Genomic DNA, 25162 nt, shown 5'->3' on the forward strand with positions numbered 1-25162 from the left:
ATTTTCTCACCCCACACGCTATTTTCACACATACAAACGATTATTTTAGATTCGGTTCCGGCCAAATACGATGAAGCTGGTGCAGCTTGTCGATTTCCATTTTACCTTCTTTTACATAAGCAAATTCCATGAAAGCCTCATCGATTCCCCATTCATCTGGTGGACGGCTAATGATTCCGGCAATCCTAAGTTGCGTGGGACGCATATGAGAAGCAGCAATAATCGCATTCTCATCACCGTCAACACCCGCATGAGCCATGCCGCGAAGCGACCCCATTATATAAATGTTCCCTGTAGATGTAATCGTTCCGCCAGGATTAACATCGCCTAAATATAATAAATCACCCTCGTTGTGTAGGGTTTGTCCCGACCGAATCATTCCTTTGAGCGTTGTCATAGAAACCGCAGACTCTTCTGCAGCTTCCTCTTTTGACGTCTCACTTTCGATCGATTGGATTAGCAGGTTGCCTTTTTGCCTGATGACGGACCGAATCTCTTCCTTCTGTTCTTCAGTCGCTTCTCTGCTGCCTAATTTAACGTGCACATGAATAATCGGTCCAGTCAATATTTGTTGATGCGTTTTCTCAAGCTTGTGCTGCAGCTCTTTCAGCAAGATTTGCCATTCGCATGCATCATTTAGCAAAAAAACAAGGCCATCCTTGACCCCTTTTATCATCACATGGTGCTTTGTAACAGACATAATTGCGATACGACCTCCCAACCTATACATTTCGGTTCATGTCCTGAATTCTCCTGCTTGGAGCCTGGAAAATTAATCTTCGTTTCCGGACGGCACAATCCGCTTTCCTTCAAGCAGCTTGCGGATGGGAACGTAGCAAATCAAGGCGACAAGCAGATTAAATAGAACACTCGGAAGCATGTAATGGGTGAGAGCAAACTTCAAATCAATATCAATGAGTTTGAACAACCGATTGATACCATAGTTAATAAACTCAAACAAGAGCAAACCAACGCCTGTTATGAGTAAGTTATAAAAAATCAAATTTGGCTGCCTTCGCTGCGCCAGTCCGGCCAAATAGCCAGTAAGCCCCATACCGAAGGAATATACACCTAGCATCGATCCATAATAGTTAAAGTCATGCAATAGTCCGAACAAAAGCCCATAAATTAAAGCAGTATGACGATGATGAAAAAGTCCGATAAACAAAATGAATACAAGTGTTAAATGGGGTGTAACATTAACGTTAGATTGCCATGATGAAGGGATCAGCCAAACAAGCAAGGTTCCTTGCAGGATAAACAAACCGAGTAAAATGAGCCACAATAGATGTCGAATCACTTAACGGCTCACCTCATTTCACTTCCGGGACTTCGACAACAAACACTTCACGGATACGATTGAACGAAGCTTTGGGCTTCACCATAACCTTGTATGTAATGCCGAATTCCCCTGGACCTATGGAAGAGATTGTCCCTACCTCAATGCCCTTAGGAAATACTTGCCCCATGCCTGATGTAATGATGGTTTCTCCGATTTTCATATCGTCAGCATGTTCGACCTTGTTCATCACAAGCTCGCCGGTTTTGGAGTCATAAGACTCAATCATCCCGAAAGGTTGACTCTCATTCCCCTTCACCGTGACAGCAATCGCCTTAGAGTTATTATCAGTATCATTGGTTTCCGTGAGTAATTGAACATTGGAATGGAAACCAAACACCTTACTCACCCTGCCGACCAACCCATCTACGGTCATGACGGCCATATTCTCTTTGATGCCATCTTTATCGCCTAAATTAATGGTAACCGTGCTATTATACGGATCCGGATCAATGGTTACAACCTCAGCAATGCGATACGTATACACGTTAGCTTGACGCTGTCTTTCTGTGAAGCCAAGAGCCTCCATTAATCGCTTGTTTTGTGATTCTAGCTCATTCAAACGCTGTGTATCTCGTGCATACTGCGTAAGAGTTAGTTTCAGCGTCTTATTTTCCTCGTAGATGACTCTTAGTTGACGGATGTCTTCAAAGAAACCCGCTACGTGCGCAGCGGGCTTGTAGAAGAGTCCTTGCGTCCATGATACCGAGTCTTTGACGAATTTCTCCGGCCACGTCATGGGTGCCCGGTTCCCGAGTGTCAGTCCCATCAAAATAAAAAAGCAGACTAGACCGAACATCAGAAAAATCAACCTCTTGTTGCCCATAAATTTAAACAAATTAGCACCTTCTAACGAATATTAACGCTTATATCTCGAACTGGACCCTGATCTGTTCTTGAACAAATGGATATTTTCCAAAGCGCGACCCGTTCCAATCGCCACACAATCTAGCGGGTTCTCAGCGACGAGTACTGGCATTCCGGTTTCTCTGGCAAGCAGGCGGTCAAGATTACGCAGTAAGCCGCCGCCACCCGTCAGCACTATTCCGCGATCCATAATATCCGCTGATAATTCAGGTGGACATTTCTCGAGAGTAACCTTCACAGCCTCAACGATCGCATTTACCGTGTCTGTCAATGATTCCGTAATTTCATCGGAACTAACACTTAGCGTTTTCGGTAATCCGGAAACAAGATCGCGCCCTCGTATTTCGAGGGACTCTGGCTTGTCCATAGGAAGTGCCGACCCGATTTCCAGCTTAAGCGTTTCGGATGTACGTTCCCCGATCATCAAATTATACGTACGTTTAATGTATTGAGTGATGGCTTCGTCCATTTCATCGCCTGCAATTCGGATGGAACGACTCGTTACAATCCCTCCAAGAGAGATGACAGCAACCTCCGTTGTCCCCCCTCCAATGTCGACAACCATGCTTCCTGTTGGTTCCCACACGGGCAGATCGGCACCGATCGCTGCTGCGAAAGGTTCTTCAATCGTGTAAGCCTCGCGCGCTCCAGCCTGCTTCGTTGCATCTTCAACAGCACGCTTCTCAACAGCTGTGATGCCTGAAGGCACACAAACCATCACATTCGGGTGACGCGGGAACAACCAACGCTGCTTCTGTGCTTGTCTTAAGAAGTAGCGAATCATCGTCGCGGTGGTCTCAAAATCGGCAATAACCCCATCTTTCATCGGACGAATCGCACGAATGTTGCCTGGTGTACGACCGATCATTTTTTTAGCGGCGTCTCCGACAGCCTCGATTGTTTTTGTATCAGTACGTAGAGCAACCACGGAAGGCTCCCTAACGACAATTCCTCTGCCTTTTACATAAACCAGTGTATTCGCTGTACCTAAATCAATTCCTAAATCTTTCGTAAAACCACCGAACATGGCAGTTGCTCCTTTCCTATTGCGATATCTATTATATTACATAAAGCCTTGTTCCTTCAAACTTATGAATCTCTGATCACCAATGATAACATGATCTAGCACTTCAATACCAATAATAGTTCCTGCCTCCATTAGCCGATGCGTGAGTTGAATATCCTCCGGACTTGGAGTTGGATCACCGCTTGGATGATTGTGTACACAGATGATCGAAGCACTGCTGCGTTTGATTGCCGCGCGAAACACTTCACGAGGATGAACAATGGAAGCGTTCAGGCTGCCCATCGATAATGTTTCCTGCGCAAGCAAATGGTTCTTCGTATTGAGAAATAAGCAGACGAAATGTTCTTTCTGCAAATAGCGAAGATCCTCACTCACTAAATCTGCGATATCCTTGGGAGAACGAATCGTAACTCGCTCTGCAAATGCACTCTTAGCCAGTCTGCGTCCGAGCTCAATCCCGGCTTGAATTTGTAAAGCCTTCGCATCACCAATTCCCTTGATTTGGGTAAGCTGATCTTTGCTCATGTCAACAAGGCTGCGCAGCCCGCCGCTTTCGCTTAATATACGACCTGCTAGACGCAGCGCTGACTCCGACACAGTTCCTGTTCGAAGTAAAATGGCCAGCAATTCTTCGTGACTTAATGCCCCTGCTCCGTATTGGAGCATGCGCTCTCTTGGTCTTTCCTCCTGCGGTACTTCTCGTAACATCAAGCTTGTGACTTCCATGAATTCCCCTCTTTCATTATGTAGGTTGTGTTACTTAAACGCATCCCATTCATACGGATAAGTGCTCATAAAACAAAATAAAGCCCGCGGATTTGTAAGATCCGAGGGCTTCTAGGACAATTGCTCTTTATTCGATTGTGGACATTCTAACGCTCTGATTTGTTCCAGCATACTGCCGATGGTATGTCCATCAAAGTATATTTCCATCTGCTTCTCTGCGTCAATGAAAACCTTCCCCATCAATAGATCCATTTTGGATGAAATGACGCAGGTCTTATTCTCATCACCAGAGCACCAGCTCGGCTTCAAGGAACCTTGACAAGTTAAACGGTAAATTTCGCCGAGTGTCACCTCGTCCGGATTGCAGCTAAGTATGAATCCGCCACCGATTCCTTCTTTGGTCGAAACGTAACCTGCTTTTCGTAGAAAGCCCATAACTTTACGTATACGAGCAGAATGGGTAGATACATTCACAGCAATTTCTTCGCTGGTTGCCATATGATCCGGTAAATGAGCCAGAAATACGAGACTGTGGACGGCTATTGTAAATTCGCTGTTCATGGCAAATACCTCCCTGAAGAATGCGAAGTCATGTCGCTTACTGTCATTGTAACCGTTACAGATTACACAGTCAATGTATGAGTCCTACTTTGGACATATATTCCAGCCTCGATCTGATGATTATAAAACTTGGATTTCAAAACTTAGTAGTAGGTCACTGAGCAGCGAAAGCGGCAATCCAACAACAGTAAAGTAATCACCTTCAATAGATTCCACGATCGTTGCCCCGATCCCTTGAATCGCATAAGAACCAGCTTTGTCCTTAGGTTCTCCTGTGGCGATATAACGTAAAATTTGTGCGTCAGACATGGACTTCATCTTCACATGTGTCACACGGTGTGAGACGACCTGCTTACCTGTAGCCGCGTCTACACAAGCAACTCCACTGTAAACCTGATGCGTACTGCCTTGAAGGGATTTAAGCATCCGGAAAGAATCCTGTTCATCCACCGGTTTACCTAAAACTTCATCTTGATAGACAACAACGGTGTCAGAACCGATGATGATTCCTTCTTTTTCACTGGCTTCAAACATGTCTAATACAGTTGAGGCTTTACGCAAAGAGAGCACTTCTACGAGCTCAGCAGGCGATATTTTTTCTTCGACGGTCTCATCTGCGTCACTAACCCGAATGATATAGGGTAAACCAAGTGATTGAATAAGTTCCTGCCTCCGCGGCGAAGACGAAGCAAGAATAAGTCTTTGTTTAGGGGAATTACTCAAAAGAAACAACTCCTAGCTGATTGTAATATGAATAGGCTTTCCAAAGGCAATCCAGTCACACCTTACGATACAGGAGGTATGCCCCCACTAATCCAAGAATACTGCACAGGTTTAGCTTCACCAAAAGATGGAACTCATATTTCACGACTTGTAAATCGGCCTTGGGCTCCCACGAAATTTGGGCCGTTTTGGTCAAAAATGCGAGAGCAGGCACTGCAGCCAGCAGCTGGCCTATGATAATCCCGGTAATTAAACCGACGATTAAAAATACGATCAATGTGAAGGTACCTTTTTTCATTCCTGTCATCCTCTCTTTATGTACAAGCCCTATTATACGGGTAGACTCTTCTTTTTTCCAAGTAAAAATATGATAGGATGGTGATTCTTACCAGCTTACAACGTAAGCCGATCCTAGTAAGATAGTTAGCGGAGGTATTTCAACTTATGACTCTACTTAAAAGACTTATCCTTTTATCCTTATTACTTACATTTGTATTTCCTTATCAAGCATTCGCTTACAAAGTTGTCCTAGATGCCGGACATGGGGGAAGTGACCCTGGAGCGATCGGTGTAAACGGTCTCCGTGAAAAAGATGTCAATTGGGACATTACCCAGAAGGTGCGGGACGAGCTAATCGCAAAAGGTTACGAAGTTGTCTTAACAAGAACAGATGACTCCTATTGGTCGCTCGCACAGCGCGTCGAATTTACAAATACGCTACAAGCGGATTTATTCGTATCTATCCACGCTAATGCACATCCGAGCGCGAAGGCGAACGGAACCATGGTTCTCTACTACGATAATGATTATCCACAAGAGGATTATCCAGCAAGTGAAGCAATGAAACAATTAACTCCGTACAACAAAGACCTCGCACAGCGAGTTTTGGATTCACTAGTCGCTGCTGTCGGTACCAAAAACCTAGGTCTCATTCCAAGTGCTGTTTATGTAGCCAGAATGGGAACAATTCCGAGTATTCTCGTAGAAACCGCCTTCCTTAGCCAAACAAGTGACGCAGCTTTGCTTGCAAGCGATTCGGTTCGGTCTAAAATGGCTTCAGGCATTGCAAATGGGATTGCTGCTTATACGCCGCCCCTTTTTACAGATTCACTTGGTCATTGGGCCAGAGATGCGATTTTGCGGATGAAGAATAAAGGAGTCATTGAAGGTATTGCTAATCGTTATGAACCGGAACGTGCTTTAACAAGAGCAGAATTTCTCACATTAATGGATCGGGTATTTACATTCAGCAAGTTGAAAGCTGTCTGTGAGCCGAGCGGAACCGTGACAGCCATCGTTTATGGTTGCCAAGCTCCGGCTGAGCAAAATTACAAAGACTTGCCGTCTTCCCATTGGGCAAGCCCTGTATTTGCCAAAGCCAAAAACTTAAACCTCCTGCAAGGCTACTCTGATGGAACGATTAGACCCAATCAATCGATTACGAGAGGTGAAGTCGCTTTTCTCTTCGATCGTCTTTTGCAAATGTCGTCTACCACGACGAATAACCCGCCTGTTGCAGCATCATCTGCATCTTTCAACGATGTACCTGAGACATTATGGAGTGCTAAGGCCATTTATGCGCTAAGAAATAAGGGCATCATTGATGGTATAACGGATACCGCGTTTAAACCTAGTCAAACTCTTACCCGTGCAGAGATTGCTGCCTTGCTCAATCGCTATTACAAATAAAAAGCAGTGTGTCCAAACTCTTGAGAGCTTTGGGTACACTGCTTTTTCATTAGGACACGCTTATTTTCTTAAGCAGCTCTCTCTGAGCAATAATATACTGCATCATGGACGATTGTGCTTGCCATAGCATAGCCGCGGAAGGTGTCTTCTTGTACTCTTCCATGGATTGAACCGCACTGTTGATCGATGTGGTCATTTTTTGCATGAATGGCTTCGTGTCATCACCTACCCCCTCGCTAATAGAGGCCGACAATGTCGTAAGGAGCTGATGCGAAGAACGAATCGATTGCAGCGACGTTTCAGCAAGCGGGGTTGGCTTCGTCTCATCCAAATGAACGAGCGCTAATCCATTTATCGTATTCACTAGTTTATCACCTTCGGCAATGAAGGTTGGAACCGACTCCGGTTTCGAGCCGCTCCAACGAATGCCTGTGGCCGCAGGGATATCCATATTTTTCATATAAACCTCAATGGTTTTATCCGTTGTTTGCACTTGTTCTCTTAATGCGAGAGCGTCATCTCGGTTTTTGGCAAATCCGACGAATACAGTTAGCTTATCTGTGGTGTCAAGCGCAGTGGCTAACCCTTTCTTCTTCAGAGTATCTTGGATAGCCTGGGCTCCCTGTAAGTTACTAAATACACCATTTTGAAGGAACGTATACGATTTCGCAGGAATTTGAACCGCTGTGACTGCTGAGGCAGCAGCCGGAATAGCAGGTGCTTGATCTGTAGACGTTTTAGTTGCTCCTGTTGACGCTTTCGATGGGACCGCTGCTTGTACATTAGGCGAAGGAACGGTTATCGTATTTGTAATCGATGCCGTATCTTTAGTCTCACGATCACTTGAAAACATGGAGAGAACAAAGAAGCCAAATGCAATGCCCGTCACTACCGCTCCTGCCACTGATGTTGCAATTCGAATCCAAGGTGTACCCGTTGATTTTGCGTATCTGGCACCTGTCCCCGGTTCCTTATAAGGTTCCTTAGACGCCCAGGATGACCACTCATCCCGATGTCTGTCCGAAATAGGCTCAGCTCTCTCTGTTGACTGATGTCCAACAGCTGGATTCTCACGGGCAGTCTGTGACTCACGAATGATGCGTTCCACTCGCTCTCCTTCCGTTTCAATCTGACTATTCCAGCTTCCAAAGTCCGTCGTGAACGTATTTAAAGCATGAGGTTCAAATAAATGTTCGACTTGCTCCCTCTCCGCTTGATGATAAGGAGTAACCTCATCCGACGTATGACGGTCAATCGTAGAATCTATAACCTTAAATTCTTCCTGATAGAGTGGTATCACTTTCTCTTCTTGATCAGGTACTCGCGATGCTCTACGGGTTGATTCCGGGTTTTCTTGTGGATCGAAACGGTAGGTTATTCTTGCTTTATTCTTGTTCATCTCTCAATCACTCCTCGTAAAATTTATTTGGAAACGGGCATAACGCCGCGTCGTCTTGTCCAAATCTTCTGTTACTAGATTATGATTGAGAGAGCCCCATTATGTTTCTTTCAGCAAAAAAAGACCGCTTCCAGCCATTTGGCTTGCAGCGATCTTTCTTCTAACTAGTTGGTTCGTACTTTTTACGCAGCGATTTCGCTAAACCGTCAGCTGCTTTCCAGATGTCGCCCGCTCCCATGGTTAACACCAAGTCACCAGGCTGCACATGCTGAATCAAATAGGTGAGTACCTCATCCCGAGTTGCAATATGCTGAACATTCGGGTTGCTGTTACTGCGGATCAATTCAACCAGTTTGGCTGAATCTATCCCCTCAATCCGCTGCTCGCCGGCAGGTGAGTAAATATCGGTAATAATAACCTCATCAGCTTCATCAAATGAGCGGCTGAACTGTTCAAATAAATAATAGGTTCGCGTATAGCGTTGTGGTTGAAATACAGCTATGATGCGTTTCCCTGTTGCCTTTGCTGCGGAAATGGTTGCTTGAATCTCCGTAGGATGATGCGCGTAGTCATCAATGACCAACATGTTCGCAACTTCTCCCAGCACTTGGAACCTACGCTTTGCACCGCGGAATTCCTGAATAGCTTCTGCAATTTTCTCGAAAGCAAGCCCTGCTTCCAGACAGGTGATAAGCGTCGCTAGTGCATTATATACGTTGTGTTTACCTGGTACGGACAAGCTAACCTGACCAAGTGCCGCCCCTTTGAACTGTACAGTAAACGTAACCTTACGGTCGCCTAATGTAATATCTGTTGCGACATAATCAGCCTCAGTATCTATGCCATACGTAATAACTTCGCTTTGAATATGCGGAATCATTTCACGTAAGAACTCATCATCATGACAAACAATAGCTCTACCTCCAGGTCTAACTTGACTGAGGAATTGCTTGTAAGCTTTCTTCAAATTCTCGAAATCACCATTATAATTCTCCAAGTGATCCGCTTCGATATTGTTAACAAGTGCGAGGGTAGGGTGATATTGAAGGAAGGTTCCATCACTCTCGTCCGCTTCTGCTACGACGAATTCGCCTTTACCAGCTTTGGCGTTGCTACCTACATTCATGATCTCGCCACCGATGATGTAGGTCGGATCTATTCCACAAATTTCCATGACTAAAGCAATCATTGATGATGTTGTTGTTTTGCCGTGGGCTCCAGCTACGGCGATACCTTTGCGTTCATTCATGAGCCGAGCAAGCATTTGTGAGCGATGAATAATCGGAATATTCAATTGTTCCGCTGCTTGCATTTCTACATTGTCTTTGGCCAAAGCGGTTGAATATACTACCAAATCGGCCCCTGACACATTCCTAGCTTCATGTCCGATGAAAACTTGAGCACCCTTCGCTTTCAGCTTTTCTGTAAGCTCTTGCTGCGCCAGATCGGAACCAGATATCCGGTATCCCATTTCCAGCATGACTTTGGCAATGGCACTCATGCCGTATCCGCCGATGCCTATAAAATGTACGTGTTCTGCTTGACTCACGCCGTTCTCACCATCCTTTTTCAGAATCGGTTTGATAGGTAATCCAAGAACGAACATCAGAGATTAAATACAGCGTGCCGGATACGACCGCCAGATCATCCTGCTCAGTTCTACTTGTTAGTGTTTCTAAGGCTCGCTTCCAATCTCGCTCGACAATGATATCTACCTCACGGTTCATCTCGCGCAGCAGCCCTCTTGCAATCTCAGCGAGCATAGAAGCGTCACCTTTTTTATGAAAATCGGGTTCCGTAATAATAAGAGTATCCACCAATGGTAGTATATGCCTTAAGTAGCCTGTATGATTCTTCGTCGAGAGCATTCCTACCATCATATGAAGTTTACGGTAAGTATATACACTTTGGAGCGCGGAAGCCAGTGTTGCGGCCCCTTCGGGGTTGTGAGCGCCATCGAGTAATATACGAGGTTCGCTCGAAACCATCTCAAGCCTGCCCGGCCAACGTGTCTCCTTGAGTCCTTTGAACAGATCCTCATCATCTACGATGCAGGCATAATATTGACGAAGAACTTCAAGCGTCATTACGGCCACGGCTGCGTTCTTTAATTGGTGCTCTCCGTTTAACGTAATCGGTACACCATTAATATTTCGAAACGGCCCGCTAAAATCAAATGTTTGGCTATCTAGCTCACTTGTCACATTCGTGTAATTGAATTGTCCACCAAGTGAGTAGAGTGTTGCTTTTTTCGCCTTGGCTGTTTGATCGATCACACTCCAAACCTCATGCGGCTCAACAGCTGTAATAACAGGTACACCAGCTTTAATAATACCCGCTTTATCTGCTGCGACTAATTCGAGTGTATCCCCCAAGATTTCCATATGGTCATGGCCTACATTCGTAATAATGGTTACGACGGGATTCACAATATTCGTGCTATCCAGCCTTCCCCCGAGACCTGTTTCCCATACGACGTAATCGGGATATGCCACTTTGCCGAAATGCATGATCGCAAGCGCAGTCGAAATTTCAAACATAGACGGAGGACCGACTTCAGTCTCTGCGATTTCGTCAACGATTGGCTTCATTTCATTCACCAGTCTGAGCAGCACGTCGTCCGGAATGTCGGCTCCATTCACTTGGATACGATTCGTATATTTTTCCAAATAAGGAGACGTGAATGTTCCAACGTCATATCCACAAGCTTGCAAAACAGAAGATAGATAGGCACATGTAGAGCCTTTGCCATTCGTCCCAGCCACATGAATGAATTTCAGCCTACGTTCGGGGTGACCCAGTTTCTCCATCAGCAACTGCATTCGTTGAAGCCCCGGTTTCATACCGAGCTTCTCCATCCGGCCGACAATCCAGGCAATGGCTTCTTGCGCTGTCTGGAATTCAGCCGAAGGGGTGTCTTTGATTTTATCCATCGATTTCATCCTCATTTACTATATGAATCAGCTTGTTTTCGTAACTAGGCAATCGTTTGATTTACTGCAATTATCCTTTTAACTCCGCTAATCGCGCAATCACTTTGTCTCGCTTATCGGCATAATCAGCAAGCTTTGCCTTTTCTTCCTCAATGACCTTAGCTGGCGCCTTGGCAACAAAGCCCTCATTGCCTAGTTTTTTCTCGATACGCTCTACTTCACCGTGCAAAGATTGTAATTCTTTATCCAAGCGCGTCAGCTCTTGCGCAATGTCGATAAGACCAGCCAGCGGCAAGAAAAGCTCAGCTCCTGTAATGATAGCTGTCATAGCTTTCTCTGGTGCTGCCATTTCAGCGTCAATTTGGAGTAGAGAAGTATTACAGAAACGCTTCAGGTATTCCTCATTGCTGCGGAGAATACTCAGCGTATCGCTGCTAGCTGGCTTTACAAGCAGTTCAACTTTCTTACTCATAGGCACATTCACTTCGGCCCGAATATTACGAACAGAACGAATAACGTCCATCAACAGTTCCATCTCGCGAACAGCGTCAGGCGATTCGAAAGCCTCATTCTCTACTGGCCAAGAGGCAAGCGTAATCGTCTCACCCACATGCGGCAGATGCTGCCAAATCTCTTCCGAAATGAACGGCATGAATGGATGAATCAAACGTTGCGTATGGTCAAGTACATACGCAAGTACGGACTGAGTTTTACTCTTAGCAGACGCATCTGTCCCGTATAAGCTTAATTTACTGAACTCAATGTACCAATCACAGAGATCATCCCAGATGAAATTGTACAGCAATCGGCCAGTTTCACCGAATTCATAGCTGTCGATGAGACGAGTCACGTCACGAACAGTTTCATTCAGACGGTGCAGAATCCAGCGGTCTGCCGTGCCTAGTTGACCTGTAAGATCAATATCTGCTGCGGTTACACCTTCGAGATTCATTAAAGCAAAGCGAGATGCATTCCAGATCTTATTCGCAAAATTCCGCGCCTGCTCCACACGTTCCCAACGGAAACGTAGATCTTGCCCCGGTGTGCTGCTCGTCGAAATCATATAGCGCATAGCATCAGCGCCGTATTTCTCGATTACTTCAAGCGGATCGACTCCATTGCCAAGAGATTTTGACATTTTGCGGCCTTCGGAATCCCGTACGAGACCATGCATCAATACATCTTTAAACGGAATTTGATCCGTAAATTCAAGTGCGGTGAAGATCATCCTTGCTACCCAGAAATAAATGATGTCATAGCCGGTAACCAGTACATTCGTCGGATAGAAACGCTTCATATCCTCAGTCTCATTCGGCCAGCCAAGTGTAGAGAACGGCCACAATGCGGAACTAAACCATGTATCAAGCACATCGTTGTCTTGGTTCAAATTCGTGCTTTGGCAGTGCGAGCAAGCCGTAGCATCCTCACGTGTTACCGTGATTTGGCCACAATCCGCGCAGTGCCAGGCAGGAATGCGATGTCCCCACCACAACTGACGGGAAATACACCAATCACGCACGTTTTCAATCCAGTTTAAGTAAATTTTCTCGAAACGATCCGGAACGAAGTTAACACCTTTACCTGTTTTTTGTGCATCAATCGCTTGATCAGCAAGCGGCTGCATTTTCACAAACCATTGCGTTGATAAATAAGGCTCGATCACTGCGCCGCTGCGCTCGCTATGACCTACTTGATGAACGTGTTCCTCTATTTTGATAAGAACACCTTGCTCCTTCAAGTCAGCGACAATTTGCTTGCGGCATTCAAAACGATCTTTCCCCTGGTAAGGACCCGCATTCGCGTTCATCGTGCCGGTTTCGTCCATAACCAGAATTTGCGGTAGGTCGTGACGCTTCCCGACTTCGAAGTCATTCGGATCGTGAGCCGGTGTAATTTTTACGGCGCCGCTTCCGAACTCTTTTTCAACATAATCATCCGCAATGATCGGAATCTCGCGATTCACGATCGGGAGAAGCAGCGTTTTGCCGATGAGATGCTGGTAGCGCTCATCCTTCGGATGAACAGCAACCGCTGTATCGCCAAGCATCGTCTCAGGACGTGTTGTGGCAACAACGATTGAACCTGTTCCGTCGGTTGTTTTGTATTCTAAGTGATAGAGGGCGCCTTGCACCTCTTTATATTCTACCTCAATGTCAGATAGCGCTGTACGAGCCGCTGGATCCCAGTTAATAATATAATTCCCGCGATAGATGAGGCCTTTCTCATAAAGACTTACGAATACTTCACGAACAGCTTGTGATAAGCCCTCATCCAAGGTGAATCGCTCACGCGAATAGTCCAACGAGAAGCCCATTTTGGCCCATTGCTCACGAATTGTATTCGCATATAGCTCTTTCCACTCCCACACCTTCTCCAAGAACTTCTCGCGTCCGAGATCATAACGTGATTGTCCTTGCTCGCGGAGCTTTTGCTCTACCCTTGTTTGGGTAGCAATACCCGCATGATCAGATCCAGGCAGCCATAGTGCGTCATAACCCTGCATCCTTTTGGTACGAATTAAAATATCCTGCAGTGTAAAATCAAGCGCATGCCCGATATGCAGCATACCTGTTACGTTCGGAGGCGGAATCACAATGGTGTAGGTTTCTGCATCAGGACGGGTGCCCGCTTTGAAAAATTCATTTTTAATCCAGTAATCGTACCACTTGCGCTCAGCTTCTTTTGGATCGTACGTAGTAGGCATTTGCAATTGTTCTTTGGTCTCATTAGCTTCAGTCATAAGATTACCTCCATTACTATTATCTCTGTTAAACAGGCTTATAAGGCCTGTAAGTCATCTTACATCGGCGTCCATTCAAACAAAAAAAGCCCTCCGCCCGCAAAGGACGAAAGGCTTGCTTCCGTGGTACCACCTTCATTCCGCGCAGCTTCAAAAGAAGCGCGTGGCTCTCAAACAGATAACGGCTGCGGCCGGCGAATGCTAATGCTGCTCACCGCATAAACGGGCGCATACAATCACACTCACAACTCCAGGGCGACTTCGTTCGGTTGCTTCCTATGGAACCTTTCAGCGCTACCAGTTCCACTCTCTGAAGGGCTTACCGCCTACTACTCCCTATCAACGTTTCCAATATTACTCAAAATGGTTTATATCATATGATATCGAACATTTGAAATAGAGTCAATATATCATTCCAGTATTACCTTTTATGCATAAAATATGCTTGCTTCCGAAAGATGTTACGAAAATGAATAAGAGCCCCCAGCCGCTATAAGCAGCCAAAGGCTCTTGCCTATGTATCTGTTATTTATCTAGGCAGATAAATAACCTGCCCAACTGAAATTTCCTGATCATTCATACGATTCAGAAGTTGAAGCTCACGCGGGTTGAGTTGATACCGTTTGGCAATCGAATCCAACGTATCTTCTTTCTGAACAATGCACATTTTTAGTTTCCTAAACTCTTGCGTTCCTGTGTTGCTTTGAAGAAATAGCCGCTTCCACTCCACGGCATCTATTCGCGTCTCTTCCGCAAGCGCAGCTTGCGCTTCCGCTTCTGCATTCCTCTTATCGGTGAGATACGAGCCTGCCTTAGAAAGAAGCGATTTAATACCGTACGGGTTGATGTCCACAGCCTCATCCGCCTTTTTGCCAAAGGCGACTTTGAGTTCTTTCTTGTCTTCCGTAACCACCGTGCTTTCTTGATGGGGTGTCACCTTTAATTCGGTTTGTTCAATCTCCACTACAACTAGACCATCGTCAGAACCAGCCTCTTGAATGGGAGCCACATTAGGAAGAGCATCAGAATAAGACGCTACATTTACGGGTTCTCGTATGGTTGGAACTGCCAGTGGTTCCTGTTCGGGCTGTGGCTGATAGGTCATAGGCGGCTCGAACCTTGGGATGTTAACCTCATGAACGAAAGTAACTTCCTCTTCTTCCTGCCAGCTCTCCAGCGGAACCGAAACAATTTCGACGCCTTGCAGGGAAAGAACACCTGTAACGTTCAGACTTCTGGCCGATAAAAGATCAATATCAAAATTTTCAATCTCAACCTGAATATCTTCCACACGATGAATGCGATTTAAAGGTAATGTGATCTCGACTGGAATCAGGTGCTCTAGTGATCTGGGGGTACTTCCTTCTTCACTGAAATAATTGCCCGTGAGCAGCAAGTTTCCTTTCAGGATTGCCTGATCATCCAAAGTAATTACCTGAATATGAGGAAGCAATTCTACATCATTTAATTCTTGTATCCCCGCCAAATCTTCTTGCAAATGAACGCGTTCATAGATATCGAATCTTAAACCTGGTTGTTGTTCAGACACCGAATTAATCCTCCCTTCCATCAAATCCAGATGCTGGACAGCATTCGGATTGTTTGGCCATTTACTTGTTTGTCTCTAAAAGTATATGGGTGGGAAGGGCTAGGCATGACTACATTTTTACAGGACTGAAACTTCTTCTAGTAAAAGATTGAAATCTTGCGGTAGAGGAGCATGCACGATGACCTGCTTTTGAGTAACAGGATGATCGAACAAAAGCCTCTCTCCATGCAGGGCTTGTCGATGAAACAACCGCGATGAACCCCCATAAAGGGAATCCCCTACTAATGGGTGGCCTAAGTGACTAAGATGGACCCTAATTTGATGGGTTCTCCCTGTTTCTAGTTCCAATTCCACGAAGGCTGCTTTCTTCATTTGCTGTAAAACCCGATAATGCGTTACCGCTTGATCGCCGCTAGGTGAAACTCTCCGCTTGCCTGAGATATAACGATCTTTACCAATAGGTTCATCTATCGATCCTTGTTTTACTCGGAATACGCCTTCAGCTAGCGCCACATAGCGTCTATCAATCCGTTTATCGCGCATTGCCTCATCAAGAAGCACATGCGCCCACTCATTTTTGGCATAAAGTACAGCTCCGGTCGTATCTTGATCTAAACGATGTATATGCCGAACCCCGCAAGCCTGGCCAGTGGATTCAAAATAGAAGGCTACCGCAGAAGCCAATGTACCGCTTTGTCCTGCTTCTGCTGGATGAACAGACATGCCTGCCGGTTTATTAACAACAAGGCAAAAGTCGTCCTCATACAAAATGCCAAGATCATAAGGCTCAGGTTTGAAAGCAGCCTTCTCTTCAGGAAACGCATGAAGTCGAATTTTGTCATCCTGAATCCGAATAAGGCCTTGAGAGGCGAGTCGAAGAAAGTACTTTCTAGGAACTGGCAGTTTAGCTGCTAATTCTTCTATTGCCCCTGGTTTAAGAGGTTTCCATAACGGATTTGGAACGGGGAGTTCCAACCATTCACCGCTGCGCTTCCACTCTGTCATGTAAGTGTTCCTTTACGAAAAGATAAATAGATGACGAGCAAAAATAGTAGAAACACAAAAACAACTGCCATTAGATCTATTGGAAAATCAAAAAAGTAATATCGTTTCATAGAATTCATTACTCCTTAAGAAAATAGGGATTATGTACACTTTATTTTAACAATTACCATTAACAATTGCATACAAAAATATGATAATATAAATCTTGTATTGTTTTTTTTCGACATTACTTATTAAATATTAAATTCCAAATAGATTAATAGAGCAGGAGAGGAACAACCTTGGGTAGTTCAATATTAGAGCATTTTCGGAGTTATAGTTGGCTGAAACGCACTTTTCTCGTTATTGCTGTTTGTACTTTTCTTAGTTCAAGCTTCTTATTTCTAACCACACCTGGAGAATATATACGCGAATATTTGGCTAAAACCGTTATTACGACGCAGCATCGTGATTGGGCTTGGATTTTCGTTGGTGCAGAGCGTAGAGATCAGATGGTTCTCGAGGTGCAAAATTTGACCGAAATCAACTCTGTTGAAAAACAAGATTTGCGAGCGGTTCAATTCAACAAAAATCGTTCCACAGAAAGTCTCGTGAAAGTCGAAGATATTTCTGGTCAGTTTTGGAAAGGCAAAAAAATGTATGTCTATGACCCACGAACAATTCGTGTAATAGTACCCGCTAAGCAAGGTGAAGGGGAAAGAATCACAGCCATGGTAGAGCGCACTGGCGCTGTCGCGGGCGTAAATGGTGGAGGCTTCAACGATCCAGACGGACTTGGAAACGGATTTGCGCCAATTGGTGTTATTATGTCCGGCGGAGAAATTCTTTATACAGACCAAGAAGGCAGCATTCCTCAACAGATTGTTGGATTCACCAAAGAAGGCACACTCATTATCGGGAAATATGCGATTGACGACTTGCTTAAACTTGGTGTCACTGACGCCGTATCCTTCTATCCGCGTGTTATTGCTAACGGAAAACCGCTTATTACTAGCGGTGACGGAGGCTGGGGACGCGCACCTCGTACAGCTGTGGGACAAAAAGCCGACGGAACGGTTATCTTCATCGTGATCGACGGCCGACAAACGCACAGTGTAGGCGCGACGCTTAAAGAAGTTCAGGATCTTTTTCTCGCAGATGGCGTCATTAATGCAGGCTTCTTGGATGGCGGAGCTTCCTCCGAGATGGTATACAACGATGAGCTGATTACGAAACCCTCAAGTCGTTATGGGGAGCGTCGCTTACCTTCTGCTTTTCTAGTATTTGATCATCCTGACCAAGTAAAGGTGGAAAATGTTTGGGAAGGACTTAAGACAATCGATCCAGGCGGAGCCTATGACCACCCTGATTTCCTGAAGGAACAAGCAACTAAAAAGGCGAATCCGCCTAAAGCAACAACTACACCAAAATCAACTGCAACTCCAACAACGTCAACCAAACCTGAATCCAGCAATGAAACTGGTAAGAATGGTACGTCTAATCCACCTTCAGGATCAGGTACTGGTACTGTCAAACCAAGTCCGTCAGTGAAGCCTGAAACTTCACCGACACCTTCTACGATGCCAAGTCCTTCTCCTAGTACAGGCACTGGCTCTGGAACAGGTACAGGCACTGGCAATACCGGCACAGGTTCTGGCACAGGCACAGGAGGCTCCTCACCAGGAGCTTCCACATCATCAAAGCCGAGCCCGACGCCTACACCAAGTACAAGCCCTAACCAAGGGCAAACAAACAATGGGAATAGTGCACTGCCATCTCCAACCGTTGCTCCAACCACAAAAACAAACTAAATCTTCTACATAAATAAGCAAAAGACCTGGCCGCGTTGGCCAGGTCTTTGTATGTTCGCAAACTTATAATTGCTTCAACGCTTCCCGATGTGCATCGATTGTGGCAGCGATATCTTCATCGGAATGAACCGTAGATACAAACATCCCTTCGAATTGCGAAGGTGCAACCGAAACTCCCAAATCGAGCATATGGCCGAAATAAGCGTTAAACTTAGCTAGATCAGACGTTTTGGCTGTTTCGTAATTCGTAACAGCCTTCTCGGTGAAGAATGGACATATCATAGATCCTACTCGGTTAATTGTGCTTGCAACACCAAATTCAGCAGCATTCTCAGCGAATCCAGCTTCCAGCTTCGCGGACTTGCGTTCCAGTTCCTCATAGACATTGGGCTCACCCAATAAGGATAACGTTGCGAAGCCTGCAGCCATCGCTAGTGGATTGCCGGATAATGTACCTGCCTGATAGATTGGACCTGCAGGAGCAATCTGCTCCATGATGTCCAGTCGGCCTCCATAAGCGCCAACAGGAAGTCCTCCGCCAATAACCTTACCTAGACATGTTAAATCAGGTGTAACGCCGTACAAGCCCTGAGCGCAGTGTTTATGCACACGAAAGCCAGTCATCACTTCATCGAAGATTAGCAGAGTTCCATATTGTTGAGTAATGGAACGTAATCCTTGTAAAAACCCTTCAGCTGGAGGCACTACTCCCATATTACCTGCAATCGGCTCAACGATTAAAGCCGCGATTTCTTCCCCAAACTTTTCAAACACTAATTTAACGGATGCCAAATCATTGTAAGGCACGGTGATCGTATTCGAGGCCACGCTATTCGGGACTCCTGGACTGTCTGGAAGGCCAAGTGTGGCTACACCGGAGCCAGCCTTGATCAATAATGCATCCGCATGACCATGGTAGCTTCCTTCGAATTTCACGATCTTGTCGCGCTTTGTAAAACCGCGGGCTAACCGTAGGGCGCTCATGGTCGCTTCCGTCCCTGAATTCACCATGCGAACCATGTCAATAGACGGCACCCGTTCAATGACCAGCTTTGCCATTTCCGTTTCTAGAAGCGTCGGAGCACCGAAGCTTGTCCCTTTTTCCGCCGCACCTTTAATGGCTTCCAGCACAACAGGGTGAGCATGTCCTACGATTAATGGACCCCAAGATCCTACATAATCGATAAAGGTATTGCCGTCAATATCCGTTACGCGAGAACCTGAGCCTTTCTCCATGAACAAAGGTGTTAAACCAACCGACTTAAAGGCACGAACAGGACTGTTCACTCCACCTGGAATGATCTTCTTTGCTTCTTGAAAGGCGGCCGAAGAGCGCGTGTCGATTCTACTCGAATTTTCCATAATTTCATACCCCCAGTAATCTATCTATGATAAAATGAGTTGACTTACTACAAATAAAGGCGGTACCCCTATGATCGATATCATCAAAAAAGTACCTTTATTCTCCCAATTGAATGAAGAACAATTCAACGCTCTAGCTCAGATTTGTACAAGACGTTCCTTTACAAGGAGTACCGTCCTATTTTCCGAAAAAGAAGTCGGCTCCGTCTTTTATATGGTCCTCAGCGGCTCTGTCAAAATTTTCACAACAAGCAGCTCCGGTGAGGAAAAAATATTGTCCATCTGCAATTCAGGCGAAAGCTTTGGTGAACTTTCATTGATTGATGGCAAGCCGCGCTCTGCTTCGGCTCAAACTTTGGAGGACAGTGTGCTTCTCACATTAACAGGACAAAATTTCCTTGATCTGCTACGCACTCATTTTGACATTACACTCGGCATTATGCAAGAGCTCAGCAGTCGACTGCGCGATACGAATCAACAAGTATTCGACTTGACCTTCCTAGACGCGAAAACGCGTGTCATCAAAAGCTTGATCAAAATGGCCAATAAGCATGGGTTGCGTAATGGAACTATGATTACGATTAAGCTCGTGCTTAACTTTGATGAAATATCTCAACTAGCCGGCGTACAAAAGGTGACGCTCATGCAGGTGATTCGTGATCTGGAAGAAAAACAAATCTTGACCATTTCATCATCAGATTTCAAATTAGATCTGGCCAAGCTTCGTTAAATCGAACTGGCTGTTTCTACGGCTTCCTGTGACTGGTTATGGATCAGGTCCGCAAGCTGCCACGCAGCCTCTTTACCTTGCCTTATACAGTCAGGGAGACCTACTCCATGAAACCCGGCACCTACAATTAGAACATGAGGCATAGCTGCAGCAAGCTTCTCACGGAACTGCGCAACCTGCTCCAGATGACCCACTGGATATTGCGGCATGGAATGCATGAGGCGAGTTACATCCGTAAAGAGCGGCTCCGCCTTTAGTCCTAACAATTCCCTCAAATCATGACGAGCTTTGCTAATCAGTTGTTCATCCGACCACTCCGGCCACTCTTGCTCACCTGCACGACCGATATAACAGCGCAGAAGCACCTTCCCGTCTGGGGCTGTATGCAGCCATTTAGCAGATGTTAAGGTACACGCAGTTATCGTCCTGCCCTCGGTTTTTGGCACTAGAAAGCCCGAGGCATCCAGTTCAAAAGGGATGTCTTTGCGATCGAAAGCCATAATAACATTCGCCACGGAAATATAGTCAATCTTCTTAAGCTGCTCTGCTGCAGGCAAATCTGCTAACAACTGGGCTGCCTGATAAGTAGGCGTAGTTAAGATAACACCATCTACTATTTCACTATGCCCATCCTCAAAGATAACCTCGGCTTGCTGCTGCCCCATTTTACGAACGGATAGAACCCCAACGCCATTTCGTAGATCCACAGTCTTCAAGGCGTCTTCTAAGCCCGAAACCAACGTCTGAAGCCCCTTCTTAAACGTCACAAAAAGCGAGTTACGAACCGCAGATGGTAAGTGAGCACTTTCTTCACTCACATTTTTGCGGCTGGCCATCATCCCTAGAATTAAACTTCGATGCTTCTGCTCCATCGCTCGAAACTGCGGGAACGTTGCTTTCAAACTAAGCTTAAACGTATCACCTGCATAAATCCCCGCTAGAAGCGGTTCCACGATACGCTGAAGAACTTCTTTCCCTAAACGGCGCTCCAGAAAATGCCCAAGAGATTCATCCGTCGATAATTCACGCTTAGGAAGGATCAAATCAAGTGCAGCTCGCATTTTACCTAAAGGAGAAATGAGGCCCGTCTTCATGAACGGTGTCATTTGCGTTGGTATGCCGAGCACTAAGCCAGGCGGCATACGGTGCAGCTTGCCTTGTCGCACAATGTAGGTCTTTTTCGCCCCAGGATTCGTTCCTGTAAGCTCATGTTCAAGCCCGAGATCATAAGCCAAATCAATAATAGGGCGCTTTCGTGCAAGGAAGGAATCCGGCCCTTTTTCAATAACGAAACCCTCTCGCTCTATGGTATGAATTTTCCCGCCAAATGTCGGGGACTTCTCCACCACAGAAAGACGATAAGGAGCTCCCGCTGACTCCAACCTTTTCTTTAAGTAAAAAGCTGCGCTAAGCCCCGTAATCCCCCCGCCAACAATCATGTAGTGAGGAATCCTAGTACTCATGATAAACGGGTGACCTCTTTCCATTTCTTGTATACAACATCACTCAATGTTTCCAGGTACAGAGGGTCTGTATTTAGCGATTCTGTTCGTTCCAAATGCAGTCCAAGCTCCTTGGCCAGGGCCTGTGCTTCAATATCAATATCGTAGAGAACCTCCAGATGATCCGAAACAAAGCCGATCGGACATAGGAGAACATTCTTGACACTTTCCTCTTGATTGATCTTACGTAAAACATCCAAGATATCCGGACCTAGCCACGGCATCGCTGTTTGCCCGGCGCTTTGCCAACCGAACTGCCAATTCGTCAAACCTACACGTTCAGCAATGACTTTGGAAGTGGCAAGCAATTGATCTGGGTATGGGTCTTTCATTTCAAGTATTTTCTCAGGCAAGCTATGCGCAGTAAAGATAACACGTACATCATTTCGATTCACATCGGAGAATTTCGCCAAGGCTTTGTCAACACGTGTGCTAAGGGCATCAAGCAGTTTAGGATGAAGATGGTAGTCAAGAACGAAATCAATCTTCAAACCCAGTGACTCTGCCTTATCTTTCGCTCTTTTCACGTACCCGCCAACGCTCATAGTGGAATAGTGAGGGGCTAGAACGACTCCCACAGCCTCAGTAATACCTTCCTTAACCATTTGTTCCACACCGTCTTCTACATAAGGCTGAGCATGCTTCAGGCCCTGATAACAGACGAATTCAAGATCTGGGTGTTCTTGACGAAGTGTATTCTCCAGGCCTTTAACCTGCTTGTTCGTATTTTCACGCAGCGGGAAGAACCCTCCGACAATTGCCTCATAACGAACAGTTAATTCATGCAGCTGCTCAGGAGTTGGAGGATGCCCACGTCTAATATGTGTGTAATAAGCTTCAACTTGATCCAAACTTTCCGGAGTACCATAAGACATGACTAGAACACCAATACGCTGATTCGCCATGCTAAACACCACTCTTTTCTGCTTGCTGCATTAATACGGAATGTGAGTAAGTATGAATGAATGTAGTCAAATCCTTTAACTTCTCAAGCGATGCCTCTGGGAATAAGCCATGGCCAAGGTTAAAGATATAACCTGGTTGCTGGATACCCTCATCGATAATGGCTTTCGCCTGTTGCTCAATAACGCTCATCGGAGCTGTTAAAATATAGGGATCCAAGTTTCCTTGCACGGCAAAGCGCTCGCCAACTCTCCCGCGGCCTACAGAAATTGGAATCCGCCAATCTAGACCAATGACATCCGCTTGGATGTCTTTGAGATAAGGAAGTAACTCCCCTGAACTCACGCCTGGGAAATAAATCTTTGGCTCCTTCAAGTCCGCAAGTTCTTTGAATATTCGCGTCATTGTCGGCAGCACATACATTTGAAAATCCGCTGGAGAAAGCGCGCCAACCCAGCTATCAAATACTTGAACAGCCTTGGCACCCGCAGCGATATGCGCTCGCAAGTACGTAATAACCATATCACCAAGCTTCTCCATTAAGGCAAACCAGACGATTGGTTCAGAGTACATAAGCTGCTTCGTACGAATATAGCTTTTGGATGGTCTACCTTCAATCAAGTAGCTCGCAATCGTAAATGGCGCACCCGCAAAAGAGATGAGGGGAACCTCAAGCTCCTTATCTAAGATTCGGATCGTTTGAATAATATGCGATAAATCTTTCTCCACATCTATAGGACGCAGGCGCTCAACATCTTGTGCTGTCCGAACTGGCGTATGAATCACAGGACCCACATCTTTGACAATATCAAAATCGATCCCAAGTGAAGCAACGGGATTCATAATGTCCGAATATAAGATGGCCGCATCAACACCCAACTTTTTAATGGGCATCATGGTAACTTCCGCAGCCAGCTCTGGTTGCTGACAAATTTCGAGCAGTGAGTACTTTTCTTTGATTTTCCGATAATCCGGATCGTAACGTCCAGCTTGACGCATATACCACACGGGCAGCGTATCTACTTGTTCTTTTCGGCATGCTTTAATAAAATTATCGTTGTAGGTCATGAGGCACCTTCCTCTTTTTCCGAAACACTCGGTTTCCATCTATTCTCATTCATTATGCCCTAATTATACCCCTGTCACAACTGAAGAAAGCTTATGTTTTGCGACAAAAGTATGACAAAAGAACCATCCGCACTAAGACTACATGCTGATCGTTTCCTCCGGAAACTGCTCGCCTCTGCATCTTAGGTGAATGGTTCTATTTGGAAATTAGCTATTTTTTCAAATATCGAGCAATATCTTTTGCAAAATAAGTCAAGATGATATCAGCACCAGCACGTTTGAAGCTCGTCATTGTTTCCATCACGATAGCCTCTTCATTAACCCAGCCCTGCATGGCCGCAGCCTTAATCATCGAATATTCCGCACTCACATTATAGGCAACAACCGGCAAATCGAAGTTATCCTTCAGCATCCGAATGATGTCCATATAAGCAAGAGCTGGTTTCACCATAAGGAAATCAGCGCCCTCTGCAACGTCACTTTCCGCTTCACGCAAGGCTTCGCGCCCGTTGGCTGGATCCATTTGATACGTCTTGCGGTCACCGAATTGCGGTGTTGAATCCACAGCATCTCGGAATGGACCGTAGTAAGCCGATGCATATTTAACGGAATAGGCCATAATCGGTGTATTCTCGTAGCCAGCTTCATCTAATCCTGAACGAATAGCATGTACATAACCGTCCATCATGTTGGAAGGAGCAATAATATCAGCACCTGCTTTGGCTTGCGATACAGCCGTACGAACCAACAGCTCCAAGGAAGCATCATTTGCCACATCCGCCTGTCCAGTAACCGGATGATGGTGAATAACACCACAGTGACCTGTATCCGTAAACTGACAAAGACACGTATCGGCAATAATGAGCAAATTCGGGTTCAATTCTTTAATAAAACGAGCCGCTTGCTGCACAATGCCATCATCCATGAAAGCGGAAGTTCCTGTCGCATCTTTATGATCCGGAACACCAAACAAAAGAATAGCTTGAATGCCAAGTTTGGTAATTTCTTCGATCTCTTCTTGTACTCTGTCTAAAGAAAAATGATAAACACCTGGCATCGAAGCAATTTCTGACTTGATGTTCGTACCATGTGTAACAAAGATCGGTTGTACAACATCGTGAACAGTCACTTGATTTTCACGCACCAGATTACGAATAGCTGCATTGCCGCGTAAGCGGCGATTACGAACGATAGGGAAACTCATGAAGAATTCCGCCTCCTTATTTGCGATCAAATGCAGCTCCTAAGA

Annotated in this window: 22 protein-coding genes and 1 other annotated feature; of the genes, 3 read left to right on the top strand and 19 right to left on the bottom strand. The window is 45.6% G+C overall.

The features are described 5' to 3' along the window. Positions 1-40 precede the first annotated feature (40 nt). The 8 genes from minC to QFZ80_RS25625 all read right to left on the bottom strand — a co-directional run bounded on the left by minC (position 41) and on the right by QFZ80_RS25625 (position 5541). Positions 41-700 carry a septum site-determining protein MinC gene (gene minC / locus QFZ80_RS25590; protein WP_307553233.1) on the bottom strand — a complete coding sequence of 220 codons (660 nt, stop codon included), beginning with the start codon at positions 698-700 and terminating at the stop codon, positions 41-43. Positions 701-772: 72 nt separating this feature from the next. Beyond that, positions 773-1300: a rod shape-determining protein MreD gene (gene mreD / locus QFZ80_RS25595; protein ID WP_307553232.1), complete on the bottom strand. Its 528-nt coding sequence runs from the start codon at positions 1298-1300 to the stop codon at positions 773-775. A gap of 13 nt (positions 1301-1313) precedes the next feature. Next, positions 1314-2177 (bottom strand): rod shape-determining protein MreC, encoded by an 864-nt coding sequence (mreC, locus tag QFZ80_RS25600; RefSeq protein ID WP_307553231.1) that lies wholly within the window; start codon positions 2175-2177, stop codon positions 1314-1316. A gap of 21 nt (positions 2178-2198) precedes the next feature. Next, a complete protein-coding gene (locus QFZ80_RS25605) occupies positions 2199-3233 on the bottom strand; it encodes a rod shape-determining protein (RefSeq protein WP_056836326.1) in 1035 nt (344 codons plus the stop codon). Between the two features lie 36 nt (positions 3234-3269). Beyond that, a complete protein-coding gene (gene radC / locus QFZ80_RS25610) occupies positions 3270-3959 on the bottom strand; it encodes a RadC family protein (protein WP_307553230.1) in 690 nt (229 codons plus the stop codon). Between the two features lie 111 nt (positions 3960-4070). Beyond that, positions 4071-4520 (bottom strand): RrF2 family transcriptional regulator, encoded by a 450-nt coding sequence (locus QFZ80_RS25615; RefSeq protein ID WP_307553229.1) that lies wholly within the window; start codon positions 4518-4520, stop codon positions 4071-4073. A 120-nt stretch (positions 4521-4640) separates the two neighbouring features. Next, positions 4641-5243 carry a Maf family protein gene (locus QFZ80_RS25620; RefSeq protein ID WP_307553228.1) on the bottom strand — a complete coding sequence of 201 codons (603 nt, stop codon included), beginning with the start codon at positions 5241-5243 and terminating at the stop codon, positions 4641-4643. Positions 5244-5298: 55 nt separating this feature from the next. Further along, on the bottom strand, positions 5299-5541 hold the full coding sequence (locus QFZ80_RS25625; RefSeq protein WP_307446653.1) for a DUF4321 domain-containing protein: 243 nt from the start codon (positions 5539-5541) through the stop codon (positions 5299-5301). A gap of 146 nt (positions 5542-5687) precedes the next feature. On the opposite strand from QFZ80_RS25625, the gene QFZ80_RS25630 reads away from it, so the two are divergent. Further along, positions 5688-6932, top strand: a complete 1245-nt coding sequence (locus QFZ80_RS25630) for an N-acetylmuramoyl-L-alanine amidase (protein WP_307553227.1) — start codon at positions 5688-5690, stop codon at positions 6930-6932. A gap of 49 nt (positions 6933-6981) precedes the next feature. Here the strand turns inward: QFZ80_RS25630 and QFZ80_RS25635 are convergent, their stop codons facing one another. From QFZ80_RS25635 to QFZ80_RS25660, 6 genes are all read right to left on the bottom strand, one after another. Then, the gene (locus QFZ80_RS25635; RefSeq protein ID WP_307553226.1) at positions 6982-8331 is read right to left on the bottom strand and encodes an SPOR domain-containing protein; all 1350 of its coding nucleotides are present in this window, start codon (positions 8329-8331) and stop codon (positions 6982-6984) included. A 160-nt stretch (positions 8332-8491) separates the two neighbouring features. After that, positions 8492-9880, bottom strand: a complete 1389-nt coding sequence (gene murC, locus QFZ80_RS25640; RefSeq protein ID WP_307553225.1) for a UDP-N-acetylmuramate--L-alanine ligase — start codon at positions 9878-9880, stop codon at positions 8492-8494. 7 nt (positions 9881-9887) lie between these two features. Further along, positions 9888-11273 (bottom strand): bifunctional folylpolyglutamate synthase/dihydrofolate synthase, encoded by a 1386-nt coding sequence (locus tag QFZ80_RS25645; protein ID WP_307553224.1) that lies wholly within the window; start codon positions 11271-11273, stop codon positions 9888-9890. A 61-nt stretch (positions 11274-11334) separates the two neighbouring features. Further along, positions 11335-14004 (bottom strand): valine--tRNA ligase, encoded by a 2670-nt coding sequence (locus tag QFZ80_RS25650; RefSeq protein ID WP_307553223.1) that lies wholly within the window; start codon positions 14002-14004, stop codon positions 11335-11337. A 99-nt stretch (positions 14005-14103) separates the two neighbouring features. Continuing rightward, positions 14104-14356, bottom strand: a binding site (T-box leader). A gap of 177 nt (positions 14357-14533) precedes the next feature. Further along, complete coding sequence (locus QFZ80_RS25655) at positions 14534-15553, bottom strand: LysM peptidoglycan-binding domain-containing protein (protein WP_307553222.1); 1020 nt, start codon at positions 15551-15553, stop codon at positions 14534-14536. A gap of 117 nt (positions 15554-15670) precedes the next feature. Next, on the bottom strand, positions 15671-16558 hold the full coding sequence (locus QFZ80_RS25660) for an RluA family pseudouridine synthase (RefSeq protein ID WP_307553221.1): 888 nt from the start codon (positions 16556-16558) through the stop codon (positions 15671-15673). A gap of 281 nt (positions 16559-16839) precedes the next feature. On the opposite strand from QFZ80_RS25660, the gene QFZ80_RS25665 reads away from it, so the two are divergent. Further along, positions 16840-18348 (top strand): phosphodiester glycosidase family protein, encoded by a 1509-nt coding sequence (locus QFZ80_RS25665; protein ID WP_307561759.1) that lies wholly within the window; start codon positions 16840-16842, stop codon positions 18346-18348. A gap of 63 nt (positions 18349-18411) precedes the next feature. Here QFZ80_RS25665 and hemL read toward each other — a convergent pair whose 3' ends face one another. Continuing rightward, the gene (hemL, locus tag QFZ80_RS25670; protein ID WP_307553219.1) at positions 18412-19710 is read right to left on the bottom strand and encodes a glutamate-1-semialdehyde 2,1-aminomutase; all 1299 of its coding nucleotides are present in this window, start codon (positions 19708-19710) and stop codon (positions 18412-18414) included. A 70-nt stretch (positions 19711-19780) separates the two neighbouring features. Here hemL and QFZ80_RS25675 point away from each other — a divergent pair, with 70 nt between their 5' ends. Next, entirely contained in the window at positions 19781-20440 is a 660-nt protein-coding gene (locus tag QFZ80_RS25675; RefSeq protein ID WP_307553218.1) for a Crp/Fnr family transcriptional regulator, read from the top strand. Here the strand turns inward: QFZ80_RS25675 and hemG are convergent. From hemG to hemB, 4 genes are all read right to left on the bottom strand, one after another. Next, positions 20437-21903, bottom strand: coding sequence for a protoporphyrinogen oxidase (gene hemG, locus QFZ80_RS25680; RefSeq protein WP_307553217.1), 1467 nt, complete (start codon positions 21901-21903; stop codon positions 20437-20439). The two genes, QFZ80_RS25675 and hemG, sit on opposite strands and share 4 nt — an antisense overlap. Next, positions 21900-22847 (bottom strand): ferrochelatase, encoded by a 948-nt coding sequence (gene hemH, locus QFZ80_RS25685; RefSeq protein ID WP_307553216.1) that lies wholly within the window; start codon positions 22845-22847, stop codon positions 21900-21902. Before hemH ends, hemG begins: the two co-directional genes overlap by 4 nt. 1 nt (position 22848) lies before the next feature. Further along, positions 22849-23913, bottom strand: coding sequence for a uroporphyrinogen decarboxylase (hemE, locus tag QFZ80_RS25690; protein ID WP_307553215.1), 1065 nt, complete (start codon positions 23911-23913; stop codon positions 22849-22851). Between the two features lie 211 nt (positions 23914-24124). Beyond that, entirely contained in the window at positions 24125-25117 is a 993-nt protein-coding gene (hemB, locus tag QFZ80_RS25695) for a porphobilinogen synthase (protein WP_307553214.1), read from the bottom strand. Between the last annotated feature and the right edge of the window lie 45 nt (positions 25118-25162).

The sequence above is a fragment of the Paenibacillus sp. V4I7 genome (genome assembly GCF_030817275.1).
Lineage (GTDB): Bacteria > Bacillota > Bacilli > Paenibacillales > NBRC-103111 > Paenibacillus_E.

Bases quoted from the DNA above. Each gene is read 5' to 3' on its own strand.
- hemG (WP_307553217.1), bottom strand. From the start codon at position 21,903: ATGAGTACTAGGATTCCTCACTACATGATTGTTGGCGGGGGGATTACG.
- QFZ80_RS25615 (WP_307553229.1), bottom strand. From the start codon at position 4,520: ATGAACAGCGAATTTACAATAGCCGTCCACAGTCTCGTATTTCTGGCT.
- QFZ80_RS25625 (WP_307446653.1), bottom strand. From the start codon at position 5,541: ATGAAAAAAGGTACCTTCACATTGATCGTATTTTTAATCGTCGGTTTA.
- QFZ80_RS25635 (WP_307553226.1), bottom strand. From the start codon at position 8,331: ATGAACAAGAATAAAGCAAGAATAACCTACCGTTTCGATCCACAAGAA.
- minC (WP_307553233.1), bottom strand. From the start codon at position 700: ATGTCTGTTACAAAGCACCATGTGATGATAAAAGGGGTCAAGGATGGC.
- radC (WP_307553230.1), bottom strand. From the start codon at position 3,959: ATGGAAGTCACAAGCTTGATGTTACGAGAAGTACCGCAGGAGGAAAGA.
- hemL (WP_307553219.1), bottom strand. From the start codon at position 19,710: ATGGAAAATTCGAGTAGAATCGACACGCGCTCTTCGGCCGCCTTTCAA.
- QFZ80_RS25605 (WP_056836326.1), bottom strand. From the start codon at position 3,233: ATGTTCGGTGGTTTTACGAAAGATTTAGGAATTGATTTAGGTACAGCG.
- hemH (WP_307553216.1), bottom strand. From the start codon at position 22,847: ATGGCGAATCAGCGTATTGGTGTTCTAGTCATGTCTTATGGTACTCCG.
- hemB (WP_307553214.1), bottom strand. From the start codon at position 25,117: ATGAGTTTCCCTATCGTTCGTAATCGCCGCTTACGCGGCAATGCAGCT.
- QFZ80_RS25650 (WP_307553223.1), bottom strand. From the start codon at position 14,004: ATGACTGAAGCTAATGAGACCAAAGAACAATTGCAAATGCCTACTACG.
- QFZ80_RS25645 (WP_307553224.1), bottom strand. From the start codon at position 11,273: ATGAAATCGATGGATAAAATCAAAGACACCCCTTCGGCTGAATTCCAG.
- hemE (WP_307553215.1), bottom strand. From the start codon at position 23,913: ATGACCTACAACGATAATTTTATTAAAGCATGCCGAAAAGAACAAGTA.
- QFZ80_RS25630 (WP_307553227.1), top strand. From the start codon at position 5,688: ATGACTCTACTTAAAAGACTTATCCTTTTATCCTTATTACTTACATTT.
- QFZ80_RS25675 (WP_307553218.1), top strand. From the start codon at position 19,781: ATGATCGATATCATCAAAAAAGTACCTTTATTCTCCCAATTGAATGAA.
- QFZ80_RS25660 (WP_307553221.1), bottom strand. From the start codon at position 16,558: ATGACAGAGTGGAAGCGCAGCGGTGAATGGTTGGAACTCCCCGTTCCA.